This window comes from Paucibacter sp. DJ2R-2 (assembly GCF_025717675.1).
In the GTDB taxonomy this organism is placed as follows: Bacteria; Pseudomonadota; Gammaproteobacteria; order Burkholderiales; family Burkholderiaceae_C; genus Paucibacter_A.
This window is the reverse complement of record NZ_JAJIRT010000005.1, coordinates 178,096-203,228: the sequence shown is the minus strand read 5'-3', so window position 1 is coordinate 203,228 and position 25,133 is coordinate 178,096. Positions and strand designations below refer to the sequence as shown.

24 protein-coding genes are annotated in these 25,133 nt (G+C 65.5%); 13 read left to right on the top strand and 11 right to left on the bottom strand.

The genetic code is table 11. The features are described 5' to 3' along the window. Positions 1–107 precede the first annotated feature (107 nt). On the top strand, positions 108–3,524 hold the full coding sequence (locus tag LNV28_RS14240) for a S41 family peptidase (RefSeq protein WP_263519017.1): 3,417 nt from the start codon (positions 108–110) through the stop codon (positions 3,522–3,524). Positions 3,525–3,635: 111 nt separating this feature from the next. Here LNV28_RS14240 and tyrS read toward each other — a convergent pair whose 3' ends face one another. Further along, positions 3,636–4,889 carry a tyrosine--tRNA ligase gene (gene tyrS / locus LNV28_RS14235; RefSeq protein ID WP_263519018.1) on the bottom strand — a complete coding sequence of 418 codons (1,254 nt, stop codon included), beginning with the start codon at positions 4,887–4,889 and terminating at the stop codon, positions 3,636–3,638. Between the two features lie 234 nt (positions 4,890–5,123). On the opposite strand from tyrS, the gene LNV28_RS14230 reads away from it, so the two are divergent. After that, positions 5,124–6,509 carry a M23 family metallopeptidase gene (locus LNV28_RS14230; protein ID WP_263519019.1) on the top strand — a complete coding sequence of 462 codons (1,386 nt, stop codon included), beginning with the start codon at positions 5,124–5,126 and terminating at the stop codon, positions 6,507–6,509. Positions 6,510–6,561: 52 nt separating this feature from the next. Further along, complete coding sequence (locus LNV28_RS14225; protein ID WP_263519020.1) at positions 6,562–7,677, top strand: anhydro-N-acetylmuramic acid kinase; 1,116 nt, start codon at positions 6,562–6,564, stop codon at positions 7,675–7,677. A gap of 69 nt (positions 7,678–7,746) precedes the next feature. Here the strand turns inward: LNV28_RS14225 and erpA are convergent, their stop codons facing one another. The 3 genes from erpA to rplM form a co-directional block, all read right to left on the bottom strand. Further along, positions 7,747–8,121 carry an iron-sulfur cluster insertion protein ErpA gene (erpA, locus tag LNV28_RS14220; RefSeq protein WP_263519021.1) on the bottom strand — a complete coding sequence of 125 codons (375 nt, stop codon included), beginning with the start codon at positions 8,119–8,121 and terminating at the stop codon, positions 7,747–7,749. Between the two features lie 196 nt (positions 8,122–8,317). Then, positions 8,318–8,710: a 30S ribosomal protein S9 gene (gene rpsI, locus LNV28_RS14215; protein WP_263519022.1), complete on the bottom strand. Its 393-nt coding sequence runs from the start codon at positions 8,708–8,710 to the stop codon at positions 8,318–8,320. A gap of 9 nt (positions 8,711–8,719) precedes the next feature. Continuing rightward, on the bottom strand, positions 8,720–9,148 hold the full coding sequence (gene rplM / locus LNV28_RS14210; RefSeq protein WP_263519023.1) for a 50S ribosomal protein L13: 429 nt from the start codon (positions 9,146–9,148) through the stop codon (positions 8,720–8,722). Between the two features lie 310 nt (positions 9,149–9,458). Here rplM and LNV28_RS14205 point away from each other — a divergent pair, with 310 nt between their 5' ends. From LNV28_RS14205 to LNV28_RS14190, 4 genes are all read left to right on the top strand, one after another. Beyond that, complete coding sequence (locus LNV28_RS14205; protein WP_411969975.1) at positions 9,459–10,193, top strand: GNAT family N-acetyltransferase; 735 nt, start codon at positions 9,459–9,461, stop codon at positions 10,191–10,193. Positions 10,194–10,406: 213 nt separating this feature from the next. Beyond that, the gene (locus tag LNV28_RS14200; RefSeq protein WP_263519024.1) at positions 10,407–11,249 is read left to right on the top strand and encodes a DUF2726 domain-containing protein; all 843 of its coding nucleotides are present in this window, start codon (positions 10,407–10,409) and stop codon (positions 11,247–11,249) included. A gap of 79 nt (positions 11,250–11,328) precedes the next feature. Continuing rightward, a complete protein-coding gene (locus LNV28_RS14195) occupies positions 11,329–12,402 on the top strand; it encodes a serine/threonine protein kinase (RefSeq protein WP_263519025.1) in 1,074 nt (357 codons plus the stop codon). 252 nt (positions 12,403–12,654) lie between these two features. Further along, positions 12,655–13,317 (top strand): PEP-CTERM sorting domain-containing protein, encoded by a 663-nt coding sequence (locus tag LNV28_RS14190; RefSeq protein ID WP_263519026.1) that lies wholly within the window; start codon positions 12,655–12,657, stop codon positions 13,315–13,317. 71 nt (positions 13,318–13,388) lie between these two features. On the opposite strand, the gene htpG is transcribed toward LNV28_RS14190, so the two are convergent. Then, positions 13,389–15,272: a molecular chaperone HtpG gene (gene htpG, locus LNV28_RS14185; RefSeq protein ID WP_263519027.1), complete on the bottom strand. Its 1,884-nt coding sequence runs from the start codon at positions 15,270–15,272 to the stop codon at positions 13,389–13,391. 171 nt (positions 15,273–15,443) lie between these two features. Between htpG and LNV28_RS14180 the strand changes: the two genes are divergently transcribed. Further along, entirely contained in the window at positions 15,444–16,103 is a 660-nt protein-coding gene (locus tag LNV28_RS14180) for a trimeric intracellular cation channel family protein (RefSeq protein WP_263519028.1), read from the top strand. Here LNV28_RS14180 and LNV28_RS14175 read toward each other — a convergent pair. The 4 genes from LNV28_RS14175 to LNV28_RS14160 all read right to left on the bottom strand — a co-directional run bounded on the left by LNV28_RS14175 (position 16,097) and on the right by LNV28_RS14160 (position 20,261). Beyond that, positions 16,097–16,408, bottom strand: coding sequence for a hypothetical protein (locus tag LNV28_RS14175; RefSeq protein ID WP_263519037.1), 312 nt, complete (start codon positions 16,406–16,408; stop codon positions 16,097–16,099). The two genes, LNV28_RS14180 and LNV28_RS14175, sit on opposite strands and share 7 nt — an antisense overlap. A 44-nt stretch (positions 16,409–16,452) precedes the next feature. Beyond that, positions 16,453–17,580 carry a 3-deoxy-7-phosphoheptulonate synthase gene (locus tag LNV28_RS14170; protein ID WP_263519038.1) on the bottom strand — a complete coding sequence of 376 codons (1,128 nt, stop codon included), beginning with the start codon at positions 17,578–17,580 and terminating at the stop codon, positions 16,453–16,455. A 277-nt stretch (positions 17,581–17,857) separates the two neighbouring features. Next, a complete protein-coding gene (gene tldD / locus LNV28_RS14165; RefSeq protein WP_263519039.1) occupies positions 17,858–19,321 on the bottom strand; it encodes a metalloprotease TldD in 1,464 nt (487 codons plus the stop codon). Positions 19,322–19,385: 64 nt separating this feature from the next. Continuing rightward, positions 19,386–20,261: a LysR family transcriptional regulator gene (locus LNV28_RS14160; RefSeq protein ID WP_263519040.1), complete on the bottom strand. Its 876-nt coding sequence runs from the start codon at positions 20,259–20,261 to the stop codon at positions 19,386–19,388. A 128-nt stretch (positions 20,262–20,389) separates the two neighbouring features. Between LNV28_RS14160 and LNV28_RS14155 the strand changes: the two genes are divergently transcribed. Then, entirely contained in the window at positions 20,390–20,842 is a 453-nt protein-coding gene (locus tag LNV28_RS14155) for a DUF4188 domain-containing protein (RefSeq protein ID WP_263519041.1), read from the top strand. Positions 20,843–21,021: 179 nt separating this feature from the next. Beyond that, positions 21,022–21,378 carry a hypothetical protein gene (locus LNV28_RS14150; protein ID WP_263519042.1) on the top strand — a complete coding sequence of 119 codons (357 nt, stop codon included), beginning with the start codon at positions 21,022–21,024 and terminating at the stop codon, positions 21,376–21,378. Between the two features lie 35 nt (positions 21,379–21,413). On the opposite strand, the gene rsmI is transcribed toward LNV28_RS14150, so the two are convergent. Beyond that, positions 21,414–22,331: a 16S rRNA (cytidine(1402)-2'-O)-methyltransferase gene (rsmI, locus tag LNV28_RS14145; protein WP_263519043.1), complete on the bottom strand. Its 918-nt coding sequence runs from the start codon at positions 22,329–22,331 to the stop codon at positions 21,414–21,416. On the opposite strand from rsmI, the gene LNV28_RS14140 reads away from it, so the two are divergent. The 3 genes from LNV28_RS14140 (at position 22,324) to LNV28_RS14130 (ending at position 24,131) form a co-directional block, all read left to right on the top strand. Then, positions 22,324–22,770, top strand: a complete 447-nt coding sequence (locus LNV28_RS14140) for a YraN family protein (protein WP_263519044.1) — start codon at positions 22,324–22,326, stop codon at positions 22,768–22,770. The genes rsmI and LNV28_RS14140 overlap by 8 nt on opposite strands. Positions 22,771–22,872: 102 nt before the next feature. Continuing rightward, positions 22,873–23,445: an SIS domain-containing protein gene (locus LNV28_RS14135; RefSeq protein WP_263519045.1), complete on the top strand. Its 573-nt coding sequence runs from the start codon at positions 22,873–22,875 to the stop codon at positions 23,443–23,445. 41 nt (positions 23,446–23,486) lie between these two features. Next, entirely contained in the window at positions 23,487–24,131 is a 645-nt protein-coding gene (locus tag LNV28_RS14130) for a BON domain-containing protein (RefSeq protein WP_263519046.1), read from the top strand. Positions 24,132–24,168: 37 nt separating this feature from the next. Here LNV28_RS14130 and LNV28_RS14125 read toward each other — a convergent pair whose 3' ends face one another. Then, positions 24,169–25,092 carry an NAD(P)-dependent oxidoreductase gene (locus tag LNV28_RS14125; protein ID WP_263519047.1) on the bottom strand — a complete coding sequence of 308 codons (924 nt, stop codon included), beginning with the start codon at positions 25,090–25,092 and terminating at the stop codon, positions 24,169–24,171. Positions 25,093–25,133: the final 41 nt, after the last annotated feature.

The window sequence follows — 25,133 nt, the reverse complement described above, 5'->3', positions numbered from 1 at the left end:
GGAAGGCGCTCTGCGCACAAAGCGGGGCTTCTACGGGGCCAAGGGCTTGCAGGCGGCCAAGATAATCGGCGCTCACTTTCAGCGCTCGCAACCCGAGCCCCACGCGCATGAACCCACGCCTTCCGCTTCGGCTGCACCGCCTGACCCTGGCCGCTGCCCTGAGTTGCGCCGCCTTGAGCACAGGGGCAGCCAGCCCCGGCGCGCCCAACCCCGGCTTCTTCCGCCAGCCGGCCTTGCAGGGTGACTCGCTGGTCTTTGTGGCCGAAGGCGACCTCTGGCGTGTCAATGCCCAGGGCGGCCGCGCCGAGCGCCTGAGCACCCACCCCGGCCAGGAAGGCTCACCCGTGCTCTCGCGCGACGGCCGCTGGCTGGCCTACACCGCCCAGTACGACGGCCCCGGTGATGTCTACCTGATGCCGGTGCAAGGCGGCCTGCCGCAGCGCCTGAGCTGGGAAGGCAATGGCGGCCAGCGGGTCTGGGGCTTCAGCGCCCTGGGCGAGGTGATCTACTCCGGCCCCTCGCAAACCGGCCAGCCGGTGACCCAGCTTTATGCCGTGGATCCGGTCACGCAAGCGCGCCGTGCCCTTCCCGTGGCCCAGGCCAGTGACGGCGCTGTGAGCAGCGACGGCCGCCAGCTCTTCTTCACCCGCAATGGCCTGCGCGGCGACAACGCCCGGCAGTACCGCGGCGGCGCCCTGGCCCGACTCTGGACCCTGGACTTGAGCAGCACGGCCGAAGCCCGATCGTTGTTCCCCGAGGGCGCCAATGACCGCCTGCCCATGCCTTACCGCACGGCGGCGGGCGAGCGCATCGCCTTCCTCTCGGACCGCGACGGCACGGTCAATCTCTGGTCGGTCAACGCCCAGGGCCAGGACCTGCGCCAGCACACAGCACACAAAGGCTGGGACATCCGCCACGCCTCGGTGGACGGCGGTCAGGCGGTCTACGCCCTGGGCGCCGATCTCTACCGCGTGGACCTGAACGCTGCGACAGCCTCCAACGCGGCCAAACCCATCGCCATCCAGCTCAGCGGCGACTTCGAACCGCAGCGCCAGCGCTGGGTCAAAAAGCCGCAAGACTTTCTCACCGATGTGGCCCTGGCACCAAGCGGCGAGCGCGTGCTGCTGGCCAGCCGCGGCCGCCTGGCCACTCAAGGCCTGGGCCAGCTGCGCCGCGCCGAGCTGCCGCAAGCGCCCGATGGGCGCTGCCTGAAGGGCTTGTTCAGTGCGGACAGCAAGCAGGTGCTGGCCCTGTGCGATTTCAGTGGTGAACGTGAGGTCTGGCGCTTTGCCGCCAACGGCCTGGGCAAGCCCGAGCAAATCACCCGCGACGCGCGCGCCCAACGCAAGGACATGGCCCTGTCGCCCGATGGCCGCTATCTGGCCCACAGCGACAAGGAAGGCCATCTGTACCTGAGCGACCTCAAGGGCAACAACAGCCGCCTGATCACGCGCGACACCCGCAGCGCCAGCATCGCCAACCTGACTTGGGCGCCAGACAGCCGCAGTCTGGCCTTCACTCAAGCCCTGGTCGACGGCAACCGCGATCAGCTGCAGCTCTTCAACCTGGCCGACAACAAGATCCACACCGTCAGCAGCGAGCGTTATGACAGCGAGTCGCCGGCCTTCTCGCCGGACGGCCGCTGGCTGTACTTCGTCTCCAACCGCCAGTTCGCCGTCACCGGCCGCGGCTCGCCCTGGGGCGACCGCAATATGGGCCCCTACTTCGACCGCAGCAGCAAGCTCTTTGCCCTGGCCTTGCAGCCAGGCCTGCGCTTCCCCTTCGCGCCCAAGGACGAGCTGGAGCCGCCGGAGCCCAAACCCGAAGTCAAGCCGGAGCTGAAACCCGAGCAACGCGCCGACGCCAGCAAGGCCGATGGCAAGCCAGATCCCGCCAAGCCCGAGCTGAAGCCAGAGTTGAAACCCGAACTCAAGCCCAAGCCCGCCATCCAGTTCGCAGGCTTGCGTGAGCGGCTCTACGAACTGCCCCTGCCCGCCGGCAACTACAGCGGCCTGACCACCGACGGCAAGCGCCTCTGGTTCCTCGACGCCGAAATCACCGGCGGTGAGCGCAAATCGATACTCAAGACCGCAGCCATCGACAACCAAGGCGGCAACATCGAAACCGTGGCCAGCGATGTGCGCAGCGTCGAGCTCAGCGCCGATGGCAAGAAGATGCTGGTGGTGCGCAATGGCGCGCCCGGCGCGGCGCCCGAGCTGATCCTCAGCGATGCCGGTGCCAAGCTGCCGACGGAGCTCGCCAAGTTCCAGGTGCGTTGGAGCGATTGGCAGATCGCCACCGACCCGCGCGCCGAGTGGCGCCAGATGTTTGCCGACGGCTGGCGCATGCACCGCGACTACTTCTACGACAAGGCCATGCATGGTGTGGACTGGCCCGCCATGCGCGCCAAGTACGAGCCCCTGGTCGAGCGCGTCAGCGACCGCGCCGAGCTGGCCGAGCTGATGGCGCAGATGGTCGGCGAGCTGGGCGCCCTGCACAGCCAGGTCAATGCCGGCGATCAGCGCCAGGCGCCCGAAGAGCCCGGCCTGGCCGGACTCGGCGCGCAGCTGAGCCGAACCTCTGACGGACTGCGCATCGAGCGCATCTACCGCGCCGACCCCGAGCTGCCCAGCGAGCTGGGCCCCTTGGCCCGCGCCGAGCTGGGCCTCAAAGACGGCGACCTGATCACCCACATCAACGGTCGCAAGGCCAATGAAGTGGCGCATGAGGTGGAGCTGCTGCGCGGCCAGGCCGGCAAGCAGGTGTTGCTGCAAATCAAGCCGTCCAGCGGTGGCCCGGAACTGCAGCGCATCGTCACGCCGGTGGCGCGCCAGCGCGAGCAACAGCTGCGTTATGCCGACTGGCGCTTTGGCCGCGCGCAAGCGGTCGACAAGGCCTCCAACGGCCGCATCGGCTATGTGCATCTGCGTGCCATGGGGCCGGCCGACATCGCCGATTTCGCACGTGAGTTCTACACCCATGTGGACCGCGAAGGGCTGATCATCGATGTGCGCTTCAACGGCGGCGGCAGCATCGACAGCTGGGTGCTGGAGAAGCTGCTGCGCCGCGCCTGGGCCTACTGGCAACCGCGATCGCCGGCCGGCGCACCGGTGCGCTCGAACATGCAGCAGACCTTCCGCGGCCAGGTCGTGGTGCTGCAGAACGAAGGCACGTATTCAGACGGCGAGACTTTCGCTGAGGGCTTCAAGCGCCTGGGCCTGGGCCCGCTGATCGGCACCACCACCTCGGGTGCGGGCGTATGGTTGTCGGACCAGAACCGCTTGATCGACAACGGCATGATGCGTGCGGCCGAGACCGGCCAGATCGCACCCGATGGCCGCTTCCTGGTGGAAGGCATCGGCGTCAAGCCGGATCTGGAGGTGGACAACCTGCCGCGCGCCAGCTTCCTGGGCGGTGATGCCCAGCTGGACGCCGCGATTGCCACGCTCAACAAGGCCATGGCCGAGAAGCCGCGCGCCGAGCCCAAGCCGGGCGCCTACCCGCGGCCGGTGAGCCTGAAGTAGGGAAAGACGCGGCAGGCACGCTTGCCGTGCCGCTGGAAGACAAACGGGAGGCCCGGTTCATCACCGGGCCTCCCGTTTTTGCTTGGGACTTAGGGCGCAGAGCCCAAAGGCTCAGGTCAATGTGACGCGTGCGAACTTGCGCTTGCCCACCTGCACGACCACGGTGCCGGCCTCCAGCTTCAAGCCCTTGTCGCTGACGACCGTGCCGTCGATGCGCACGCCGCCTTGCTCGATCATGCGCATGCCTTCGCTGTTCGAAGCCACCAGGCCAGCCGACTTCAACACATTGGCCAAGCCCAGGGGCGCGCCGCTGAGGCTGACCTCGGGGATCTCGTCTGGGATGCCGCCTTTGGCGCGGTTGTTGAAATCGGCCTCGGCTGCTTCGGCCGCCGCCGCGCTGTGGAAGCGTGCCGTCAGCTCCTTGGCCAGCAGCACTTTCGCTTCCTTGGGGTTGCGGCCTGCCCCGACCTCGCCCTGCAAGACGGCAATCTCAACCAGGCTCTTGAAGCTCAACAGCTTGAACCACTTCCACATCTGCTCATCGCTGATGGACAGGATCTTGGCGAACATGGTGTTGGCCGGCTCGCTGATGCCCACATAGTTGTTCTTGGACTTGGACATCTTCTCGACTCCGTCCAGGCCTTCCAGCAGCGGCATGGTCAGGATGCACTGAGGCTCCTGGCCGTACTCCTGCTGCAGGTGTCGGCCCATCAGCAGATTGAACTTCTGGTCGGTGCCGCCGAGTTCCAGGTCGCTCTTCAGTGCCACCGAGTCGTAACCCTGCATCAGCGGATAGAGGAACTCATGCACCGAGATCGGCGTCTGAGCGGCGAAACGCTTGGTGAAGTCGTCGCGCTCCATCATGCGGGCCACGGTGTACTTGGCGGCCAGCTGGATCATGCCGCGCGCGCCCAGCGGGTCGCTCCACTCGGAGTTGTAGCGGATCTCGGTCTTGCTTTCGTCCAGCACCAGCTTGGCCTGGGCGTAGTAGGTTTCGGCATTGGCCTTGATCTGCTCGGCCGTCAGCGGCGGGCGGGTGGCGTTGCGGCCGGACGGGTCGCCGATCATGGAGGTGAAGTCGCCGATCAGGAAAATCACCTGGTGACCCAGATCCTGCAACTGACGCATTTTGTTCAGCACCACGGTGTGGCCGATGTGGATGTCGGGCGCCGTCGGATCCAGGCCCAGCTTGATGCGCAGCGGCACGCCGGTGGCCTCGGAGCGGGCCAACTTTTGCACCCAGTCGGACTCAGGCAGCAGCTCATCACAGCCTCGCTGGGAGACCGCCAAGGCCTCGCGCACGCGATCGGTGACTGGGAACTGCGTTTTTGCTGCAGGCGTGGCGTTTGTTCGCGGATCGGACATGGGAGCGAGTGGGGCCTGGGTAAAGCCCTGATTTATCGGGTTTTCGTGGCGTTGACGCAAGGATGGGCTCGTTATACTCGCGCCTGGTTTTGTGACGGCACACCCTTGAGGAGGGGGCGACACAGCGGCTGATTCTAGTGGACGGGCCCACAGGCGCCTGGCACCACATTCTTTCGGCAGCACCGTGAATCCGCGGCGCTGACCCCAACAAGAAGACCCTGGGAACCGTACAGCGTGAAACTCCGGACAAATGACGTGAAGCTGGCTCTGGCGCGAGCCGAAGCCTTTGCCGCGCGGCATCCGCGAGCCCTGACCGGTGCCGTGGTCACCTTGCTCAGCGGTTTTGCAATCACCGCCTTTGGTATCGCCCCGCTGGCGCCCAATGCAGCTGACCTGCCGCAACGCACCCTGACTGAAGCCATTCAGATCGACGATCTGGAAAGCCAACTCAGCGCCTTGGCCAGCCACTCGATCGCGCTCAGCCGCAATGAGCTGACCCGCAGCAGCGACACGGTCGAAAGCCTGTTCAAGCGCCTGGGCGCCTTCGACCCGGCCGCCGCTGAATTCCTGCGCAAAGACCCCGTGGCCAAGCGCCTGCTGCAAGGCCGTGCCGGCAAGATGGTGCAGTTGACCGCCGACGCCTCAGGCGTGGTCCAGACCCTGGTGGCACGATTCCCGGCCGAATCCGCGGATCAGCAAGGCACCCATTTCAGCCGCCTGAGCATCAGCCGCAATGCTGAAGGCCACTTCAGCGCCAAGATCGAAACCGCGCCTCTGCAAGCGCAGATCCGCCTCGGCAGCGGCACCATCAACAGCTCGCTGTTCGCCGCCACCGACGAAGCCCGCATTCCCGACGCCATCGCCACCCAGATGGCCGATATGTTTTCGGGCGAAATCGACTTCCACCGCGAACTGCGCAAGGGCGACCGCTTCTCCATCGTCTACGAGAGCCTGACCGCCGACGGCGAACCCATCACTTGGAATGGGGCCGCGGGTCGCGTGATCGCTGGCGAGTTCGTCAACAACGGCCGTAGCCACACCGCGGTCTGGTTCAAGGACAGCGCCACCGGCAAGGGCAACTTCTACGCCTTTGACGGCCAGAGCAAGCGCCGCGCCTTCTTGGCCAGCCCCATGGAGTTCTCGCGCGTGACCTCCGGTTTCGCGATGCGCTTCCACCCGATTCATCAAACTTGGCGGCGTCACCTCGGCGTCGACTACGGCGCACCGACCGGAACTCCAGTGCGCACGGTCGGCGATGGCCATGTCGAATTTGCCGGTTGGCAGAATGGCTTCGGCAACGTGGTCCACATCCGCCACAACGGCGATCGCACCACCGTCTATGCCCACCTGAGCCGCATCGATGTGAAGAAAGGCCAGCGCATCGAGCAAGGCCAGCGCATTGGTGCCGTCGGTGCTACCGGCTGGGCGACCGGCCCTCATCTGCACTTTGAGTTCCGAGTCAAGGGCGCGCACCAGGACCCGCGTGTCATCGCCCGCGCCTCCGAAGCCGTGACCTTGCCCAATTACGCGCGCAATCAGTTCCAGCAAACCGTGGCCAGCGTGAAGACTCAGCTGACCGTGGCGCAAAGCATGGAATCCGGCGTGCTGGGCGCCGACTGAGCCCACGTTTCGCCCGCGCCACTCTCCGCAGGTCGCTCGCGCGCCTCACCCCATGAGTGAGCTCTTCATTGGCCTGATGTCCGGCACCTCGCTGGACGGGGTCGATGCCGTTCTGGCTCGCTTTACCGAAGCCGGCGCCATGCAGGTGCTGAGCCATGCCCACCAGCCCTTTGCCAAGGCCTTGCGCGAAGAGCTGCTGAGCCTGAATCAAAGCGGCCCCGACGAGCTCCATCGCGCCGCCCTGGCAGCCAATGGCCTCGCCCGCAGCTACGCCGACTTGGTGGCCCAGTTGCTGGAGCAATGTGGACTGCGCCCCAGCGATATCCAGGCGATCGGCGCGCATGGCCAGACCGTGCGTCACCGCCCCAGCGAGTTCGATGGCATCGGCTATACCAGCCAGCTGCTCAACGGTGCCCTGCTGGCCGAGCAGAGCGGCATTGCCGTGGTCTGCGACCTGCGCAGCCGCGATGTGGCGGCCGGCGGCCAAGGTGCACCCCTGGTGCCCGCCTTCCACCGCGCCGTGTTCGGCCGCACGGGTGAAAGCCTCGGCGTGCTCAATATCGGCGGCATCAGCAATATCAGTCTCTTGCTGGCCGACGAGCGGACGCTCGGCTTTGACTGCGGGCCCGGCAACTGCCTGATGGATGCCTGGATCAGCGAGCAGCGCGGACTGGACTACGACGGCGATGGCGCCTGGGCCGCCCAGGGTCAGGTCTTGCCAGAGCTGCTACAGGCTTTGCTGGCCGAGCCATTCTTTGCCAAGCCACCGCCGCGCAGCACCGGGCGCGACCTGTTTCACCGCGCTTGGCTGCAGCATCACCTGACTCGCTTGGTGACCCCCCCTCGAGCTGAGGATGTGCAAGCGACCTTGCTGGAACTGAGTGCGCGAGCTGTCGCTGACAGCCTTCGCAGCCAGAAGCAAGAATTGAGTCGCCTGCTTGTCTGCGGCGGCGGTGCACTGAACAGCCAACTGATGCGGCGCCTGCAAGCACTGTTGCCCGAGTCCGAGGTGGCGAGCAGCGATGCGGCCGGCCTGCCGGTCATGCAGGTCGAGGCCGCCGCGTTCGCATGGCTGGCCATGCGCTTTGTGCGCGGCCTACCTGGCAATCTATCGGCCGTCACCGGTGCGGCCGGGCCGCGTATTCTGGGCGCGCTGCACCCCGCCTGAAGACAGGCAAGCGCCCATGAAAAAGCCGCCTCAAGGGCGGCTTGTCTACACAGCGCACGTGAGCGTCGGTCAGACCGAGAAGCTCGAGCCGCAGCCGCAGGTGGTGGTCGCGTTCGGGTTCTTGATCACGAACTGCGCACCTTGCAGATCTTCCTTGTAGTCGATCTCGGCGCCAGCCAGGTACTGCAAGCTCATGGCGTCGATCAGCAGCGTCACGCCGTTCTTGTTCATCTGGGTGTCGTCTTCGTTGACGGCTTCATCGAAAGTGAAACCATACTGGAAGCCCGAGCAGCCACCGCCTTGCACAAACACGCGCAGCTTCAACTCGGGGTTGCCTTCTTCGGCCACCAGATCGCGCACCTTATCGGCCGCGCTGTCGGTGAAGACCAGCGGCACGGGCATCTCGTCGGCACCGATGGCGGGATTTTCAAGCACTGCGCTCATGTGAATTCCTGATGTTGGCGTTATGCCGGCATTGTCCATGCAAATGCAGGCAAGACCACCTGCCTTGCGGCAAGACCCCATGCCAGGTGCTGGCAATACCGAAACCGAACCGGGGCCTACAAACAAACAAGGCCGCTGAAAAGCGGCCCTGAGTGGTGGCGAGCGGCCCGTGAAGACCACCCACCAGGAAGATCGATCAGCGCTTGCTGAACTGCTTCCGACGACGCGCGCCGTGCAGACCGACCTTCTTACGCTCGACTTCACGCGCATCACGCGTGACGAAGCCGGCGCGGCTCAGCTCGGACTTCAGAGTCGCGTCATAGTCGATCAGAGCGCGGGTGATGCCGTGGCGCAGAGCACCGGCTTGACCCGACTCACCGCCGCCGTGGACGTTGACCTTGATGTCGAAGGTCTCGCCATGGTTCGTCAGCAGCAGAGGCTGCTTGGCGATCATGATCGAGGTTTGACGGCCGAAATAATCGCCGATGGCCTTGCCATTGACGACGATCTGGCCCGTGCCCTTCTTGATGAAGACACGTGCGACCGACGACTTGCGGCGGCCTGTACCGTAGTTCCAGTTTCCGATCATCACCGCTCCTTAGATTTCGAGAGGCTTAGGCTGCTGAGCGGCATGCGGGTGGGTGTCACCGGCATAGACCTTCAGCTTCTTCACCATGGCGTAGCCCAGAGGACCCTTGGGCAGCATGCCCTTGACAGCCTTTTCCAGGGCGCGGCCCGGGTGCTTGGCTTGCATGTCCTTGAACTTGGTGGCGTAGATGCCGCCCGGGAAACCCGAGTGACGGTAGTACACCTTGTCATTGGCCTTGTTGCCAGTGACGCGCAGCTTTTCTGCGTTGATGATGACGATGAAATCGCCGGTGTCCACGTGAGGCGTGTAAATGGCCTTGTGCTTGCCGCGCAAACGGAGTGCCACTTCGCTGGCAACACGTCCGAGCACCTTGTCGGTGGCGTCAATCACAAACCACTCGTGCGTCACTTCTGCCGGCTTGGCGCTGAAGGTCTTCATGAGTTTCTTTCGAATGCCCGGCAGAACATCTGCCCGGCGGTCGGATGGCTGATTCATACCCACACTCGCCGCATTCGGTGCCGCTTATCGGGACAAGGCCTGCGCATCGGTTTGCACCGCTCGCTACCCCATCTCGCGACCTCTCACACAAGGCGCATGGGTTTCTTCCCCACAGCCAAATCAGGGGAAGCCCGCGATTGTAGCAGGAAGTCATCTGATTTGAAAAGGAAGATTGGCCGATCGAGGCCCAACGTTGCGCCAGATCCCGGGTTACCATCCGGGTTATTACGTACGACCCCAGGGTCCCGCCATGAAGCCCGATGTTGAAAGCAGCGCCAAGGATCTGAAAGCTACACCGGCCGCCGAAGAAGCGTCGGCGTGGAATCCGGTGGCGGCCTTTCGACGCATGTCCAACTGGGTGCCGATACGCTCGCTGGCGCGCCGCCATCGCCACCGCATTGCCCAGCACCTGCTGACGCTGGCAGAGCGTGACCGTTATTTGCGTTTCGGCTACCCGGCTGCCGACGAGCAGATCAGCCGCTACGCCATGTCCCTGGATTTCGAGCGCGACGAGGTGCTGGGCATCTTCAACCGCAAGCTGGAGCTGGTGGCCATGGCCCACCTCGCCTACGCGCCGCGGCCGCAGCGCCCGGGCAAGGCCGCGATGGCCGAGTTCGGTGTCTCGGTGCTGGGGCAAGTGCGCGGGCGCGGCTTCGGCGCCCGCCTGTTTGAATGCGCGGCCCTGCACGCGCGCAACCGCGGCATCGACACCTTGTTCATCCACGCCCTGAGCGAGAACGCGGCCATGCTCAAGATCGCCCGCAATGCCGGCGCCACGGTCGAACGCGACGGCTCCGAATCGGAAGCCTGGCTGCGTCTGCCGCCCGACACCGTGTCTTCGCATGTGGATGAAGCGATCGAGCGCCATCTGGCAGAACTCGACTTCCAGTTCAAGCGTCATGTCCGTGTCATCGGCGACATCATTGACGGCGTGGCCGAGGTCAAGTCCAAGCTCGGCGAGGCCGGCAAGAGCGCCAAGCTCTGAACTTGGCCACAGCGGCCTGCACAGATCCAAGCCTTCGCAGGAAGCAAAAGCAAGCCACAAACCCGGCGCGCTTTCGGTCTCAACCACCCTGGCGTCAGCAACCCCCGGAACCAGGGGATACACCCAGTTACATGTCATGGTCTTGCGCTACATTTGGGTAATAAGCACCTGAACACAGGCGCAAATTCAAACCCAAATGGGCTGTCGAGGGCCATGCAAAGCACCATTCCGTGGATCATCGCGATCGCCTCGGGCTTCGGCCTGCTGGCCGTAGCGCTTTTGTGGGTGCTGAGGCGCTCCGCTCCTCCGACCAAGCCGCTGCCGACCGAATGGTCACTGACCGCGCGCCCGGTGTTCAGCAGCGATGAGCGGCGCGTCTATCGCCTGCTCAAGGAAGCCCTGCCCCACCATGTGATCCTGTCCAAGTTGCCGCTGGTGCGTTTCTGCCAACCGACCGAGGCCCAGGAAGTACGCTACTGGTTCGACCTGCTGGGCGCCATCAACGTCACCTTTGCGATTTGCAGCCCGAACGGCCGCGTGCTCGCTGCCGTGGATCTGGACAGCGAACGCGGCATCTCCGGCCGAGGCCTGCAGATCAAACAATCGGTGCTGGGCGCTTGCCGCGTGCGCTATCTGCGCTGCGCCATCGACAATCTGCCCAGCGCGGCAGAGTTGCAGTTGCTGGTGCCCTTCAGCAACAGCAACTCGCGTGGCCCGCAAGCAGCGCCCATGCCGGGCAGTATCTCGCCCTCGCGCCCCGGCTTGCAGGGCGGCACGGCGCGTCGCCCCAGCCGCAAAGGCTTGTGGCAGGACTCGGCCGTTTTCCATGACTCTTTCTTTGCCCCAGACAGCCGTTTCGACAACAACGGCATGGTGGACACCCCGCCGCGCCACAGCGGCGCGCAAGGCCACCGCAGCGGCGGAAGCGCATTCCAGAATTCCGTCCCGTTCGGCGAGCCCCTGAACGCAGACGCGCAGTATCCGGACGAAGCCCCCAACGACATCGTCGGCCACGTGGTCGACTCGCCGCGCTACGGCGGCCGCCTGCCACGCTGAAGCCGGCCCCTCCCCCGCCCAAGCGATACTGCGGCGCTGGACCGAACAAGGTCCGGCGCCGTTTTTCTTTCTCCCTCCCATGAACCCAGATCTGGATCGCAGCTTCGGCTCCCTGACCCCCGAATTCATGCTGGACGCGCTGGATGCCGCCGGCTTGTACGGCGATGGCCGCATGCTGCAGCTGAACTCCTACGAGAACCGGGTGCTGCAACTGCATCTGGAGGACGGCCGCATTGCCGTGGCCAAGTTCTACCGGCCGGGCCGCTGGAGCGACGCGCAAATCCTGGAGGAACACCAGTTCGCTCGCGAACTGGCCGAGGCCGAGGTGCCGGTGGCCGCGCCCTGGGCGCTGCAGGACGTCAAGGCGCAGCTGCAACTGGCTGGCGAGCCGCCCACCTTGGCCCATTTCGGCGACCAGCGCTTTGCCGTCACACCGCGCCAGGGCGGGCGCGCACCCGAGCTGGAAGACCCCGAGGTGCTGCGCTGGATCGGCCGTCTGCTCGCCAGGCTGCACACGGTGGGCCGCCGGCGCCCATTCGAGCATCGCCTGCGCTGGGCCGGCGCTGAACCAGGCCGCATGGCACGTGATCTGCTCGTGGCGCTGGACTGCGTGCCCATCGAGGTCTTCCCAGCCTGGGACGCCGTGGTGCAAGCCTGCCTGAGCCGCATTCGGACCACTTTTGACAGCATCCCTGAGCTGGAATTGCTGCGCCTGCACGGCGATTGCCACCCCGGCAACATCCTCTGGACACCCGACCACGGCCCCCATTTCGTGGACCTCGACGACGCCGTCACCGGCCCGGCCGTGCAGGACCTGTGGATGCTCTTGTCCGGCGATGAGGTGGCGGCGCGCCAGCAGCTGTCCTGGGTGTTGGAGGGTTATGAGACGGTGGCCGAATTCGACCGCCGCGAGCTGCGCCTGATCGAGCCCTTGCGCACCTTGCGCATGATCCACCACAGCGCCTGGCTGGCCAAACGCTGGAACGACCCGGCTTTCCCACTGGCCTTCCCCTGGTTCGGCACGTCAAACTACTGGCACGACCAGGTCGCCAAGCTCGGCGAGCAACTGGAGGCGATGACGCCCAAGGACGAGCGGCCGGTCGATGACTTCCGCGACGAGGGCGATGTGTCCTTCGATGAGGGTTTCCGCTAGGGAAATGCGCCGCACTTGGGCCACCTGGAATCACGAATTTGTCGGCCAGCTTTACAGATTTCTGCAGCCCAACAAGGTCACGGCCCTAACCCCTTGATTCATTGAGCTGTATCAAGTTGGCACGGAACTTGTAACGGGATGTTGCCTTCTCCCCATGGAACGGAGGCCATGTCGAGCCAGCGCCAAGCCGCCGCGCCGAACATGGCGCTGTGCTGTCGGGTTCTGGTCAACACTTCTTTGAATGAGCAATTTATGCAAACCAAAAAACTCTTCAGCGCCCTGACCCTGGCCTTCGTTGGTGGCCTCTTCACCTCTGCCGCACAAGCCGGCGTTGTCTATAGCGAAGGCTTTGACAACGGCTTCAACGGCTGGACCCGCGGCGATGCCTACTGGTCGAATTGCCAAGGCCAAGGCAATTGCGTTCTCAGCTCCGGGGGGCAGAGCGGCGCGTTCTTCAATCTGGGCACAGCCACGGGTCCGGACCCCGACCATCGCTTCTTCATCAGCTCCGTCTTCGACATTGCCGCCAACAGCGACTACACGCTCCAGTTCTACGTGCAGGACGACTACGCAGGCTATGCGCCCTACAACGTGCCCATCCAGGCGCAGATCAACGGCAACAATGTCGGTGGCATCGTCAAAGCTGCCACAGGCGGCTGGAACCTGATCAGCTTGAGCTGGAATTCTGGCGCTGCCACAACGGCTCAGATCACACTGAAGAACGAGTACCAGCTGTCGGGCTACTACCAAGGCGGCGGCTGGCTCGACTGGGGCTATGGCAACGACTTTGCTGTCGACTCGATTTCCATGACTGGCGCCGCTCCGGTGTCGAACCAAGTGCCGGAGCCCGCGACGCTGTCGCTGGTGGCCCTGGCCTTGCTGGGCGTTTGCGCTGGCCGTCGCCGCTCGGCTTGAGCACGACTCCATCGCCATGAAAAAGCCCGCCAATTGGCGGGCTTTTTTTCTTGCTGCGAGCCGTTGAACAATCAGCCCAGCAGCATGGCGTTGACGCGACGCACATAGGCCGCAGGGTCTTCCAGATGGCCGCCTTCGGCCAGCACGGCCTGGTCGAAGATCACCTGGGCCAGATCGTCGAACTGAGCGGCACCGTCCAGTTTCTTGATCAGGGCATGCTCGGCATTGATCTCCAGCGTCGGCAGCGAGCTCGGCGCGGCCTGGCCGGCTTGCTTGAGCAAGCGGGCCAGGTGGCCGCTCATATCGCCCTCTTCCACCACGATACAGGCGGGCGAGTCGACCAGGCGGGTGGAGACGCGCACGTCCTTGGCGCGCTCCTTCAACGCTTCCTTCAGGCGGTCCAGCAAGGGCTTGAGGTCTGCAGCCGCTTCCTCGGCCTTCTTCTTCTCGTCCTCATCCTGCAGCTTGCCCAGGTCGATGGCGCCCTTGGCCACCGATTGCAGCGGCTTGCCTTCGAACTCGAACAGGTGGGAGAGCATCCACTCGTCCACGCGATCGGTCAGCAGCAGCACCTCGATGCCCTTCTTGCGGAAGATCTCCAGCTGCGGGCTGTTCTTGGCAGCGCTGAGCGAATCGGCGGTGATGTAGTAGATCGCGTCCTGGTCTTCCTTGGCGCGCTTCAGGTAGTCGACCAAGGACACGCCCTCGTCGGCCTGGGTGGAGGCGAAGCGCAAGAGCTTGGCCAGACGTTCCTGGTTTTGATGGTCTTCGCCGATGCCTTCCTTGAGCACCTGACCGAAGTCCTTCCAGAAGTCGGCGTACTTGGCGCGATCGGCCGCGTCCTCGCTGTCGGCCAGCGATTCCAGCATGCCCAGCACGCGCTTGGTCGAGCCCTCGCGGATGGCCTTCACATCGCGGCTTTCCTGCAGCAACTCACGGCTGACGTTGAGAGGCAGGTCGGCCGAGTCGATCACGCCCTTGACGAAGCGCAGGTAGACCGGCATCAGCGCCTCGGCATCGTCCATGATGAAGACGCGCTTGACGTAGAGCTTGACGCCACCGCGCTTGTCGCGGTTCCACAGGTCAAACGGCGCCTTCTTGGGGATGTAGAGCAGCTGCGTGTACTCACTGCGGCCTTCCACGCGGTTGTGGGTGTGGGCCAGCGGCGCTTCGGTGTCGTAGCTGATCTGCTTGTAGAACTCCTCGTACTGCTCCTGCGTGACTTCGCTCTTGGAGCGCGACCACAGGGCCGAAGCCTTGTTGACCGACTCCCACTCGTCCTTGAGCACCTGCTTGGAGGCTTCAGCGTCCCACTCTTCCTTCTTCATCAGGATGGGCAGGGAGATGTGGTCGGAGTACTTGCTGATGACGGACTTCAAGCGCCAGGTCTTGAGGAACTCGTCCTCGCCCTCGCGCAGATGCAGGACGACATCGGTGCCGCGACCGGGCTTGCTGATGGTCTCAACTTCGTAGTCGCCGGTACCTTCCGAAGTCCAGCGAACACCCGCTTCAGCCGACAAACCGGCGCGGCGGGTTTCCACGGTGATGCGGTCGGCGACGATGAAGCCCGAGTAGAAGCCCACGCCGAACTGGCCGATCAGGTTGGCATCCTTCTTCTGCTCGCCTTCGAGCTTGGCCATGAACTCGCGCGTGCCGCTCTTGGCGATGGTGCCGAGGTGGGCGATCGCCTCTTCCTCGCTCATGCCGATGCCGTTGTCGCTGATGGTGACAGTGCGGGCAGCTTCGTCGAAGGAGACCCGAACTTCCAAGTTCGGCGTGTCCTCGAACAACTCGGCCTTGTCCAGCGCTTCGAAACGCAGCTTGTCGCAGGCGTCCGAGGCGTTGGACACCAGCTCGCGCAGGAAGATCTCCTTGTTGGAATACAGCGAATGGGTGACGAGGTGCAGGATCTGCTTGACCTCGGCCTGGAAGGCATGGGTTTGCTTTTGTGTCATGGCGTTGCGCGTGTCCTGAAAAACAAGAATCAAGGCGCGGGCGATCGTTGTTCACCGCGCGCGGGTGAGCCGGATGTGGGGCCAGCTGCGGGCGCTTCAAGAGCTGGGAACCAAGATTTGGCCGGCACGACTTTGGCCAGCCACTGCCAAGCAGGCTGAGAGAATCCCGCCATGAGCTCAGCCGACCCTGAAACCTTGACCCCGAAAGCCAGAGCCATCCTCTACTGGATGGACCTGGCCGGCGTGGCCGTGTTCGCCAGCAGCGGCGCCCTGGCCGCCATGCAGGCGGGGCTGGATCTGTTCGGCGTGTTGGTGCTGGCCGCCATCACCGCCATTGGCGGCGGCACGCTGCGCGACCTGCTGCTAGGCCGCCACCCCATCTTCTGGATGACGGACACGCGCTACATCAAGGTGATCGGCCTCACTGCCCTGCTGACCGCCCTGGCCGCCAGCCGTTGGAGCCAGGCCCTGGCCAGCGGCCATGTGGCCCTGGTGCTGGCCGACACCCTGGGCCTGGCCCTGTTTGCCTTGTGCGGCGCCGAGATTGCCGAAGAGGCCGGCAAGCCACGTCTGGTCGTGGTGCTGCTGGGCACCATCACCGCCAGCGGCGGCGGCGTGCTGCGCGATCTGCTGACCGGCCAAGTGCCCCTGCTGCTGCGCCGGGACATCTACGCCAGCGCGGCCATCGGCGGCATTGCGGCCTATCTGCTGCTGCGGGCCCTGGGCCTGCCGCGCCAGATCGCCTTCTTCAGCGGCATGCTGGTGGTGGCGGCGCTGCGCCTGGCTTCGCTGCAGCTCGGCTGGCAGCTGCCGGCGCCCCAGCTTCAGTAAGACAGCGTCCGCTTGGCCACATCGACCCTGAGCAAGGCCTTGCTCAGGGCGCCGCTGGTGGCACGCGCGTAGTCCAGCGCCCAGGCCGGGTCACCGAAAGCGGCTGGTCCCACGGCGGCGGCCACACCCAGGATCTTGTCGGCCAGCAAGACCTTGCCCGAGCCTCGCATGGGCTCGCACTCGTTCTTGACGTACTGCTCGTCCAGCCACTTGCGGGCGGCCTCGAAGCTCAAGACTTCCTCGGCATCCACCACCAGATCGAACTGCTGGAGCGGGCTGAACACGACCTTCACTTCACTGCGCATCGCGGGCCTTTCGGGGCTGGGACGGTCTGATTCTGGCTCAGAACTCAGGTGCGCGCCGCCTTGACCGCCGCGCTGAGCACTTCCAGCACCTCGATCGAATCGTCCCAGCCCAGGCAGGCATCGGTGATGCTCTTGCCGTAGTCCAGCTTGCGGGCGTCGTCCTTGCCTGGCGTGAACTTCTGAGCGCCGTCGTGCAGATGGCTTTCGACCATCACGCCGAAGATGCTCTGGCTGCCAGCGCGAATCTGCGCCGCCACATCGCGCGCCACTTCGAGCTGGCGCAGGTGCTGCTTGGAGCTGTTGGCATGCGAGCAATCCACCATCAGCGTGGTGTCCAGCTTGGAGGCGGCCAGGTCCTTGCAAGCGGCGGCCACGTTCTCGGCGTCATAGTTGGGCGCCTTGCCGCCGCGCAGGATCACGTGGCAGTCCTTGTTGCCCTTGGTCTCGACGATGGCGACCTGGCCGTTCTTGTGCACCGAGAGGAAATGGTGGCCGCGGGCCGCCGCCTGGATGGCGTCGGTGGCGATCTTGATATTGCCGTCCGTGCCGTTCTTGAAGCCGATCGGAGCGGACAGACCTGAGGCCAACTCGCGGTGCACCTGGCTCTCGGTCGTGCGTGCGCCGATCGCGCCCCAGGAGATCAGATCGCCGATGTACTGGGGCGAGATCACATCCAGGAACTCCGAGCCGGCCGGCACGCCCAGGCGGTTGATCTCCAGCAGCAACTGGCGGGCGATGCGCAGGCCCTCGTCGATGCGGTAGCTCTCGTCGAGGTAGGGGTCGTTGATCAAGCCCTTCCAGCCCACCGTGGTGCGCGGTTTCTCGAAGTAGACGCGCATCACGATCTCCAGCGTGTCGGCGTACTTCTCGCGCTCGAGCAGCAGGCGGCGCGCGTACTCCAGCGCCGCGGCCGGGTCGTGGATGGAGCAAGGGCCGATGATGACCAGCAGGCGGTCGTCCTTGCGCTGCATGATCTTGCGGATGCTCTGGCGCGTGCCGGCGATCAACTGCTCCATCGGCGTGCCGCGGATGGGGAAGAAACGGATCAGATGCTCCGGCGGCGGCAGCGGCGTGATGTCGACGATGCGCTCGTCATCGGTCGCGCTGGTCTTGTCCTCTTGCGAGTACCAGCGTTCAGCCTGAATTTCCGGTTTGGCGGACTTGGCATTCATGGGCGTGACTCTCACTTTCCGTGCTTTTGAAATCGGGGCAGCGCGCCAGGGACGAAAAAAAACCGCCGGGTGGTGGACCCGGCGGTTTCTAGAGATTTGTGCGCTGTGCTTGGTGTTGCTTGCTTACGCTCTCGCCTCTCGGCCGCCGGTGCGGTTGGAGAACCAAAAAAAGCTAAAGAAATAAGTCTTCGGCGAGTGCATGAGCTGGAATGTAGCACGCAGTTTTTGACAAGCGTTCAGCGCAGATTCAAGCATTGAGGCCTGCGCACAACAGCGCTCAGGCCGTTCCGCCCACCGTCATGCCCTCGATGCGCAGGGTCGGTTGGCCCACACCCACCGGCACGCTCTGCCCTTCCTTGCCACAGACGCCAACTCCCGTGTCCAGCTGCATATCGTTGCCGATCATGGTGACGCGGGTCAGTGCATCTGGACCGTTACCAATGATGGTCGCGCCCTTGACCGGGTACTGGATCTGGCCGTTTTCCACCCAGAAGGCTTCGCTGGCCGAGAAGACAAACTTGCCCGATGTGATATCCACCTGGCCGCCACCGAAGTTGCTGGCGTACAGACCCTTCTTGATGCTGGCGATGATTTCCTTGGGGTCCTTGTCGCCGCCCAACATATAGGTGTTGGTCATGCGCGGCATGGGCACATGGGCGTAGCTTTCGCGGCGACCATTGCCGGTGGCCGCGACCTTGGTCAGACGGGCGCTCATGGCGTCGTGGATATAGCCCTTGAGGATGCCGTCCTCGATCAGCACATTGCGCTGCGAGGCGCAGCCCTCGTCGTCGACATTGAGCGAACCGCGGCGGTCGGGGATGGTGCCATCGTCCAGCACCGTCACGCCCTTGGCGGCGACGCGCTGGCCGATGCGTCCAGCAAAAGCGCTGGAGCCCTTGCGGTTGAAGTCGCCTTCCAAGCCATGGCCGATGGCCTCGTGCAGCAGCACGCCCGGCCAGCCCGGGCCCAGCACCACGGTCATCTCCCCGGCCGGAGCGGGGCGCGATTCCAGATTCGTCAGGGCGGCATTGACCGCCTGGTCGACATAGCTGGCGATCATCTCGTCGGTGAAATAGGCCAGGCCGAAACGCCCGCCACCACCGCCGCTGCCGACCTCACGCCGACCATTGCTTTCGGCGATCACGGTCACCGACAGCCGCACCAGCGGGCGCACATCGGCGGCCAGAGTGCCGTCGGCGCGCGCCACCAGCACCACATCATGTTCGGCCGCCAGGCCGGCCATGACCTGAGCCACGCGCGGGTCCTTGGCTCGGGCCATGCGCTCGGCGCGCTCCAGCAGGGCCACCTTTTCGGTGCTGTCCAGGCTGGCAATCGGATCGGCCGCGCCGTAAAGCGAGCGGCTCGGCGCCACCGTGCCGACGCTGGGCACCTTGACGCGGCGGCTCTGGCCGGCGGCGGCGATGCTGCGCACGGTCAGGGCGGCGTCCATCAGGGCCGCTTCGGAAATATCGTCGGAGTAGGCAAACGCCGTCTTCTCGCCGGCGACGGCGCGCACGCCCACGCCCTGGTCAATGCTGAAGGAGCCGCTCTTGACGATGCCCTCCTCCAGGCTCCAGCCCTCGGCACGGGTGGTCTGGAAATACAGGTCGGCATCGTCAACCCGGTGTTCGGTGATCAGGCGCAAGGCCTTGCTCAGAACATGTTCGCTGAGGCCATAAGGCTCCAGCAATTGGCTGCGGGCTGCTACCAGGCGGGCAAGAGTGGGTTCGCGCGAGATCATGCGGGCCATTGTAGGAGCGGGCGCGGCCACGCAGGGGCGGCGCCCGATTGGCCCTGCCGCTGGATCAGAAGGGCCGCGCAAAGGCCTGGGCCAGGGCGTCGTAGATCACCCGCAGGCGCGGCGTGTCGCGCAGCTCGCGGTGGGCGGTCAGCCAGAGGTGCAGGGGCTCGATCGGCAGTTCGTGCAGCACCTGTTGCACCTCGGAGTCACGCTCGCCCAGGGCCACGGCGCTGACAGCCAAGCCCATGCCGGCGCGCATGGCCTCCCAGATCACCACCTGGTTGTCGCAGCGCAGGCCGAAAAAACTCACTGGCACCGGCGTGCCAGCCGCGGCAAAACCACGCAGCATGCGGTCGGAGCGGTCGTAGCCCAGCCAGTCGTGCTCCAGGATCGTGCTCATTTGCGGCAGGCCGCGGCGGGCGATGTAGTCGCGGTGGGCAAACACGCCGACCGGCCACTCGCTGAGCTTGCGCGCCACCAGCATCTCCTGCTCGGGGCGCACCATGCGCAGCGCGATGTCGGCGCTGCGCTGCTGCAAATCTTCCTGCTCGTTGCTGACCACCAGCTCGATCTGCACCTCCGGGTAGCGTTGGCGCAGCGCGTGCAGCACCGGCGGCAGGAAATAGGTGCTGACGATGTCGCTGGCGGTCAGGCGCACCGTGCCGGCCAGCGATTGATCGCGCGCGGCCAGGGCCAGAGCCAGCTCCTGCGCGCCCTCGCGCATGCGGCGCGCAGCCGGCAGCAAGGCATGGCCGGCCTCGGTCAGGCTCAAACCGCGGCTGTGGCGCTCGAACAGCAGCTGGCCCAAGGATTCTTCCAGCGCCAGCAACTGCCGCCCCAAGGTGGGCTGACTCAGACCCAGCTGCGGCGCGGCGCGGTTGAGCGAGCCGGCCTCGGCCAGGGCGAGGAATATCTGCACTTGCGACCAGTCCAGGGCCATGTGGCTTCCAATTCAAAAATGAATACCTGACCCGCAATATAGCCAGTTCCGAAATACAAACCGGCCGCCGACACTGCAGGCCTGAAGACGCTCCCCTGGCACATACTTTCATGATCCACACCCAAAGAATGACGGCCCACATCGAAGGCGACTTTGTCGTTTTCCTGATCGGCATGCGCATCAACAAGCCCTGGCTGCTGCACAAATGGTGGCCAGTGGCCGCGGCCATGCCGCGCATGCTGGCCGAGCTGAAAAGCCAGCCGGAGCGGGGCCTGCTGCATGCGGAGATGTGGTTCGGCCGCACGGTGATCGGCGTGCAGTACTGGCGCTCGATGGAGCAACTGCTGGCCTATGCGAAAGACCGCCAGGCGGCCCATCTGCCCGCCTGGGCGGCCTTCAACAAGGCCATCGGCAAGGACGGCACCGTTGGCGTCTGGCACGAGACCTACTCGGTGCGCGCGGGCGAGCACGAGAGCATTTACCTGAACATGCCGGCCTTTGGCCTGGCCCGGGCCGGCGCCTTGCAGCCGGTGCAGGCACATCGCGACAGCGCGGCCCAGCGCCTGCGGCGTGAGGCTTGATGCCGGCCGCCACAGTCCCTCACCGAGCTTCACGGATCTTTACCGCCGGGTGGTCACCGCAGCCAGCTAAGCCGGCGTTGTGGACTCAATCAAGCACGCAAACCCGCGGCTTGATCCTTCCCCTCCACACCTCGCCAACCCCCGCCTTAGGGTTGGATAGACACAAGGACCTCAACGTCATGAACGCTGCCGCCACGATGACTCGCAAACTCCATCTGTCACTGATCGGTGCTGCCCTGCTGGGCCTGATCGCCAGCGCCGCCCAGGCACAAACGCCAGCCACACCGCGGGTGGACCATCGCCAGGCCCATCAGCAAGCTCGCATCGCCCAAGGAGCCGCCTCGGGCACCCTGAGCGCCCAGGAAACTCAACGCCTGGAGCGCGGCCAGGCCGCCGTGCAAAACGCCGAAGCCCAGGCCAAGGCCGATGGCACAGTCACCCAGCAGGAACGCCGTCATCTGCACCGCATGCAGGAGCGCAAGAGCGCGGCCATCCACCGCGCCAAGCACAATGACAAGACCGCGGCCGGTCAGTGAGCGCCTGCGCCTGATTTCAGCCCGGGACGCACCACTCAGTCCTGGGCTTTGTTCTTCTTTTCCAAGGCCAGATCGTAGAGACGGTTGCGCGAGGCACCGCTGAGCTCGGCCGCCAGGCTGACCGCTTGTTTGAGCGGCAGCTCGCGCAAGAGCAAGTCCAGGGTGCGCAAGGTCTCGGCCGGCAAGTCATCGGCCGCCGCCTGGCTGGCCCGCACCGCATGCAACACCAGCACGAACTCGCCGCGCTCGCGCTGGGCATCGGCCGCCAACCAAGCGGGCAGGCTGGCCGCCGGCGCCGTGTACACGGTCTCGAACTGCTTCGTCAGTTCGCGGCAGACCGTCACGGTCTGCTCGGGGCAGAGCTCGGCCAGCAAAGCCAGCAGCGCTTCAATGCGGTGCGGTGCCTCGAACAGCACCTGGCTGCGCCGGCTCCCGGTCAAGGCCTGCAGGGCGTTGCGCCGCTCGGCGGTCTTGGTCGGCAGGAAGCCCGCAAACTCGAAACCCTCGGCCGCGGTGTCACCGGCCACGCTGAGCGCAGTCACCGTGCTGCTGGCCCCAGGCAAGGGCAGCACGCGCAGGCCCGCAGCCGCCACGGCCGCGACCAAGACCGCGCCGGGGTCGGAGATGGCCGGCGTACCGGCGTCGCTGATGTAGGCGATGCGTTCGCCCTGCCGCAGCCGCGCCAGCAAGTCGGCGCTGGCCTCATGCTCGTTGTGCTGGTGCAGCTTGATCAAGGGCTTGTGCAGGCCCAGATGGCGCAGCAGGCCGGCGCTGACCCGCGTGTCCTCGCAGGCCACCGCATCGACCAGGCCCAGCACATGCACGGCGCGCAGGCTGATGTCCGCCAGATTGCCGATGGGTGTGGCCACCACATAGAGCGTGGCTGCAGGATACTGCTGGCCACCCGCGGCGGCAGCAGCCGCCTGCAGGAGCAGGGAGGCATCGATGTTCAAGTGGGCTTCTCCGAAAAAGGCAGTCTCGCCGGCGACCGGCAGAACGCAAGAAACAAGCGGCCGGCCAACGGCGCGTCAACGCCTGGGGCAGGCCGGCGAAGATGCGGCCCTGCGCCATCTGCAGGCCCAAGGCCTGCATCTGCTGGAGCGCAATTATCGGGTCGCCGCAGGGCGCGGTGCCCGCGCCGGCGAGGTCGACCTGATTCTGCGCGCCCGCGACGGCACCCTGGTCTTCGTGGAAGTGCGCGCCCGAGCCGGCCTCGGGCATGGCGGCGCAGCCGCCAGCGTCGGTAGCCGCAAGCAGGCCCGGCTCATTTACGCAGCCCAGCATTACCTGCTGCGCCATGCCAGCCCGCCACCTTGCCGCTTTGATGTGGTGGCGATCGACGGCGATCAGATCGAATGGCTGGTGGCCGCCTTCGATGTCGGATCAGCCTGAACCTGCCCTTCCGCTGCTGCCGCCGGGTGCAGACGGCAGCACCTGGCAGGCCCGCGGCCCCTGGAACCAGGGTTTGCCTGCACTCGCTTATGATCCCGCCACATGCTAGAGCAAAGAATCCAAACCCAGTTCTTCGAAAGCGCCGACCTGCTGTACCAGGTGGCCGAGAACCTGTCGCGCCCCCTGGCCGACGCCGCGCAAATGCTGATCGAAGGCATCACCAGCGGTGGCCGCGTGCTCTGCTGTGGCCAAGGCCTGTCCGCACTGGATGCCAGTTATATGGCAGCCCTGCTGGTCGGCCGCTTCGAGCAGGAACGCCCCGGCCTGGCCGCTTGGGCCCTCGATGGCCAAGCCCATGGCAGCAATGCCGAAGAAGCGCTGACCCGGCAGGTGCAGACCCACGGCCACCCCGGTGACCTGCTGCTGCTGTTCGAAGCGCAGGCCGAATTGCAGAACCGCTGGGCCCCCGTGCTGGAGGCCGCCCATGCGCAAGAGATGAGCGTGATCGCCCTCACCGGCGGAGGCAATGACCCCATGCGCTCCCTGCTTCAGGACACCGATGTGCAGATCCGCGTGCCCCACAGCCGCGCCGCCCGTGTTGCCGAAGCGCAGCGCCTGCTCGCGCATTGCCTGTGTGACGCCGTCGACCTGCAGCTGCTGGGTGCGGGCGAGTAATCAGGCCAGCACCCATTCACATATCACCGGACCCCACTGCCATGAAACTGCTTCCGATCCGCTCTGCCCGCACCAGCGTCTTGCTGCTCGCCCTGGGCGCCGCCTTTGTCAGCTCGGCCTGCGCCCCTTTGATGCTGGGCGGCGCCATGATGGGTGGCGCCATCGTCGCCACCGACCGCCGCACCTCGGGCACCCAGGTCGAAGATGAAGGCATCGAGTTCAAAGCGGCTGCGCGCATCCGCGAACAGCTCGGCGACAAGGGTCATGTCAACGTCAATGCCTACAACCGCATGGTGCTGCTGACCGGCGAAGTTGCCAGCGAAGCCGAACGCGCCCGCATCGAGAAGATCGCCAGCGAAGTCGAGAACGTGCGCCATGTGCTCAATGAAACCGCCGTGCTGGGCAACAGCTCCCTGAGCAGCCGGACCAGCGACGTCACCCTGGCCGGCAAGATCAAGTTCAGCCTCGTTGATGCACGCGACCTGATCTCGAACGCCTTCTATGTGGTGGTCGAGCGCGGCACCGTCTACATGATGGGCCGCGTCTCCGAGCGCGAAGCCAGCCGCGCCGTGGAGATTGCCCGCGGCGTCAGCGGCACACAGAAGGTGGTGCGCGCCTTCGAGATCATCAGCGAAGAAGAGCTGGCTCGCCTGACGCCCAAGCGCGTCGAGCCGCAGAGCAAGTAAAGCAATATCGGGGCGGCGCGGGTGCGCCGCCAGGCTCTCACTTCAAGCGCTGAATCAGGCTGGACGTGTCCAGCCGGCCACCACCAGCGGCCTGCACATCGGCGTAGAACTGGTCGACCACGGCCGTCACCGGCACGCGCGCACCGTTGCGGCGCGCCTCGTCCAGCACCAGGCCCAGGTCCTTGCGCATCCAGTCGACGGCAAAGCCAAAGTCAAACTTGCCGTCGACCATGGTCTTGCCGCGGTTGTCCATCTGCCAGCTCTGGGCCGCACCCTTGCCGATGACATCGAGCACCTGCTTCATGTCCAGGCCGGCCTTGTCACCGAAGGCAATCGCCTCGGCCAGGCCTTGAACCAGGCCGGCGATGCAGATCTGGTTGACCATCTTGGCCAGCTGACCAGCACCCGACTCGCCCACCCGCGTGACCGCCTTGGCCATGGCCATGGCAAGCGGGCGGATCTGCTCGAAGGGCTCGGCATCGCCGCCGCACATCACCGTCAAAGCACCATTGACCGCACCCGCCTGGCCGCCTGAGACGGGTGCGTCGATGAAGTGCAGGCCCAGGCGGCGCGCCTCGGCATGCAGCTCGCGCGCGACCTCGGCCGAAGCCGTGGTGTGGTCCACAAAAATCGCGCCCGGCGACATGCCGGCGAACGCACCATGCTCGCCCAGCACCACCGAGCGCAAGTCATCGTCATTGCCCACGCAGGCGAACACGATGTGCGCGCCCTGCGCTGCCTCGCGCGGTGTGGCGGCGGCGCGGCCGCCCTCTTGCGCGGCCCAAGCCTGGGCCTTGCTGGCCGTGCGGTTGTAGACCGTGAGCTGGTGGCCGGCGCGAGCCAGATGGCCAGCCATGGGATAGCCCATCACGCCCAGGCCTAGAAAGGCCACGGGCTGCGAGGGGATGGCGTCATAGGCGCGCACGGCGGCGCCGGTGGGTAGGTGGGTGGCTGCGTTCATGCCGCCACTCTAAACCAGGGCTGGGCTGGGGCGCAGCCGCA

Coding starts and splice junctions, on each gene's coding strand:
- LNV28_RS14240 (WP_263519017.1), top strand. CDS start 108: ATGAACCCACGCCTTCCGCTTCGGCTGCACCGCCTGACCCTGGCCGCT.
- tyrS (WP_263519018.1), bottom strand. CDS start 4,889: ATGTCCGATCCGCGAACAAACGCCACGCCTGCAGCAAAAACGCAGTTC.
- LNV28_RS14225 (WP_263519020.1), top strand. CDS start 6,562: ATGAGTGAGCTCTTCATTGGCCTGATGTCCGGCACCTCGCTGGACGGG.
- erpA (WP_263519021.1), bottom strand. CDS start 8,121: ATGAGCGCAGTGCTTGAAAATCCCGCCATCGGTGCCGACGAGATGCCC.
- rpsI (WP_263519022.1), bottom strand. CDS start 8,710: ATGATCGGAAACTGGAACTACGGTACAGGCCGCCGCAAGTCGTCGGTC.
- rplM (WP_263519023.1), bottom strand. CDS start 9,148: ATGAAGACCTTCAGCGCCAAGCCGGCAGAAGTGACGCACGAGTGGTTT.
- LNV28_RS14205 (WP_411969975.1), top strand. CDS start 9,459: ATGAAGCCCGATGTTGAAAGCAGCGCCAAGGATCTGAAAGCTACACCG.
- LNV28_RS14200 (WP_263519024.1), top strand. CDS start 10,407: ATGCAAAGCACCATTCCGTGGATCATCGCGATCGCCTCGGGCTTCGGC.
- LNV28_RS14195 (WP_263519025.1), top strand. CDS start 11,329: ATGAACCCAGATCTGGATCGCAGCTTCGGCTCCCTGACCCCCGAATTC.
- LNV28_RS14190 (WP_263519026.1), top strand. CDS start 12,655: ATGCAAACCAAAAAACTCTTCAGCGCCCTGACCCTGGCCTTCGTTGGT.
- htpG (WP_263519027.1), bottom strand. CDS start 15,272: ATGACACAAAAGCAAACCCATGCCTTCCAGGCCGAGGTCAAGCAGATC.
- LNV28_RS14180 (WP_263519028.1), top strand. CDS start 15,444: ATGAGCTCAGCCGACCCTGAAACCTTGACCCCGAAAGCCAGAGCCATC.
- LNV28_RS14175 (WP_263519037.1), bottom strand. CDS start 16,408: ATGCGCAGTGAAGTGAAGGTCGTGTTCAGCCCGCTCCAGCAGTTCGAT.
- LNV28_RS14170 (WP_263519038.1), bottom strand. CDS start 17,580: ATGAATGCCAAGTCCGCCAAACCGGAAATTCAGGCTGAACGCTGGTAC.
- tldD (WP_263519039.1), bottom strand. CDS start 19,321: ATGATCTCGCGCGAACCCACTCTTGCCCGCCTGGTAGCAGCCCGCAGC.
- LNV28_RS14160 (WP_263519040.1), bottom strand. CDS start 20,261: ATGGCCCTGGACTGGTCGCAAGTGCAGATATTCCTCGCCCTGGCCGAG.
- LNV28_RS14155 (WP_263519041.1), top strand. CDS start 20,390: ATGACGGCCCACATCGAAGGCGACTTTGTCGTTTTCCTGATCGGCATG.
- LNV28_RS14150 (WP_263519042.1), top strand. CDS start 21,022: ATGAACGCTGCCGCCACGATGACTCGCAAACTCCATCTGTCACTGATC.
- LNV28_RS14140 (WP_263519044.1), top strand. CDS start 22,324: ATGTTCAAGTGGGCTTCTCCGAAAAAGGCAGTCTCGCCGGCGACCGGC.
- LNV28_RS14135 (WP_263519045.1), top strand. CDS start 22,873: ATGCTAGAGCAAAGAATCCAAACCCAGTTCTTCGAAAGCGCCGACCTG.
- LNV28_RS14130 (WP_263519046.1), top strand. CDS start 23,487: ATGAAACTGCTTCCGATCCGCTCTGCCCGCACCAGCGTCTTGCTGCTC.
- LNV28_RS14125 (WP_263519047.1), bottom strand. CDS start 25,092: ATGAACGCAGCCACCCACCTACCCACCGGCGCCGCCGTGCGCGCCTAT.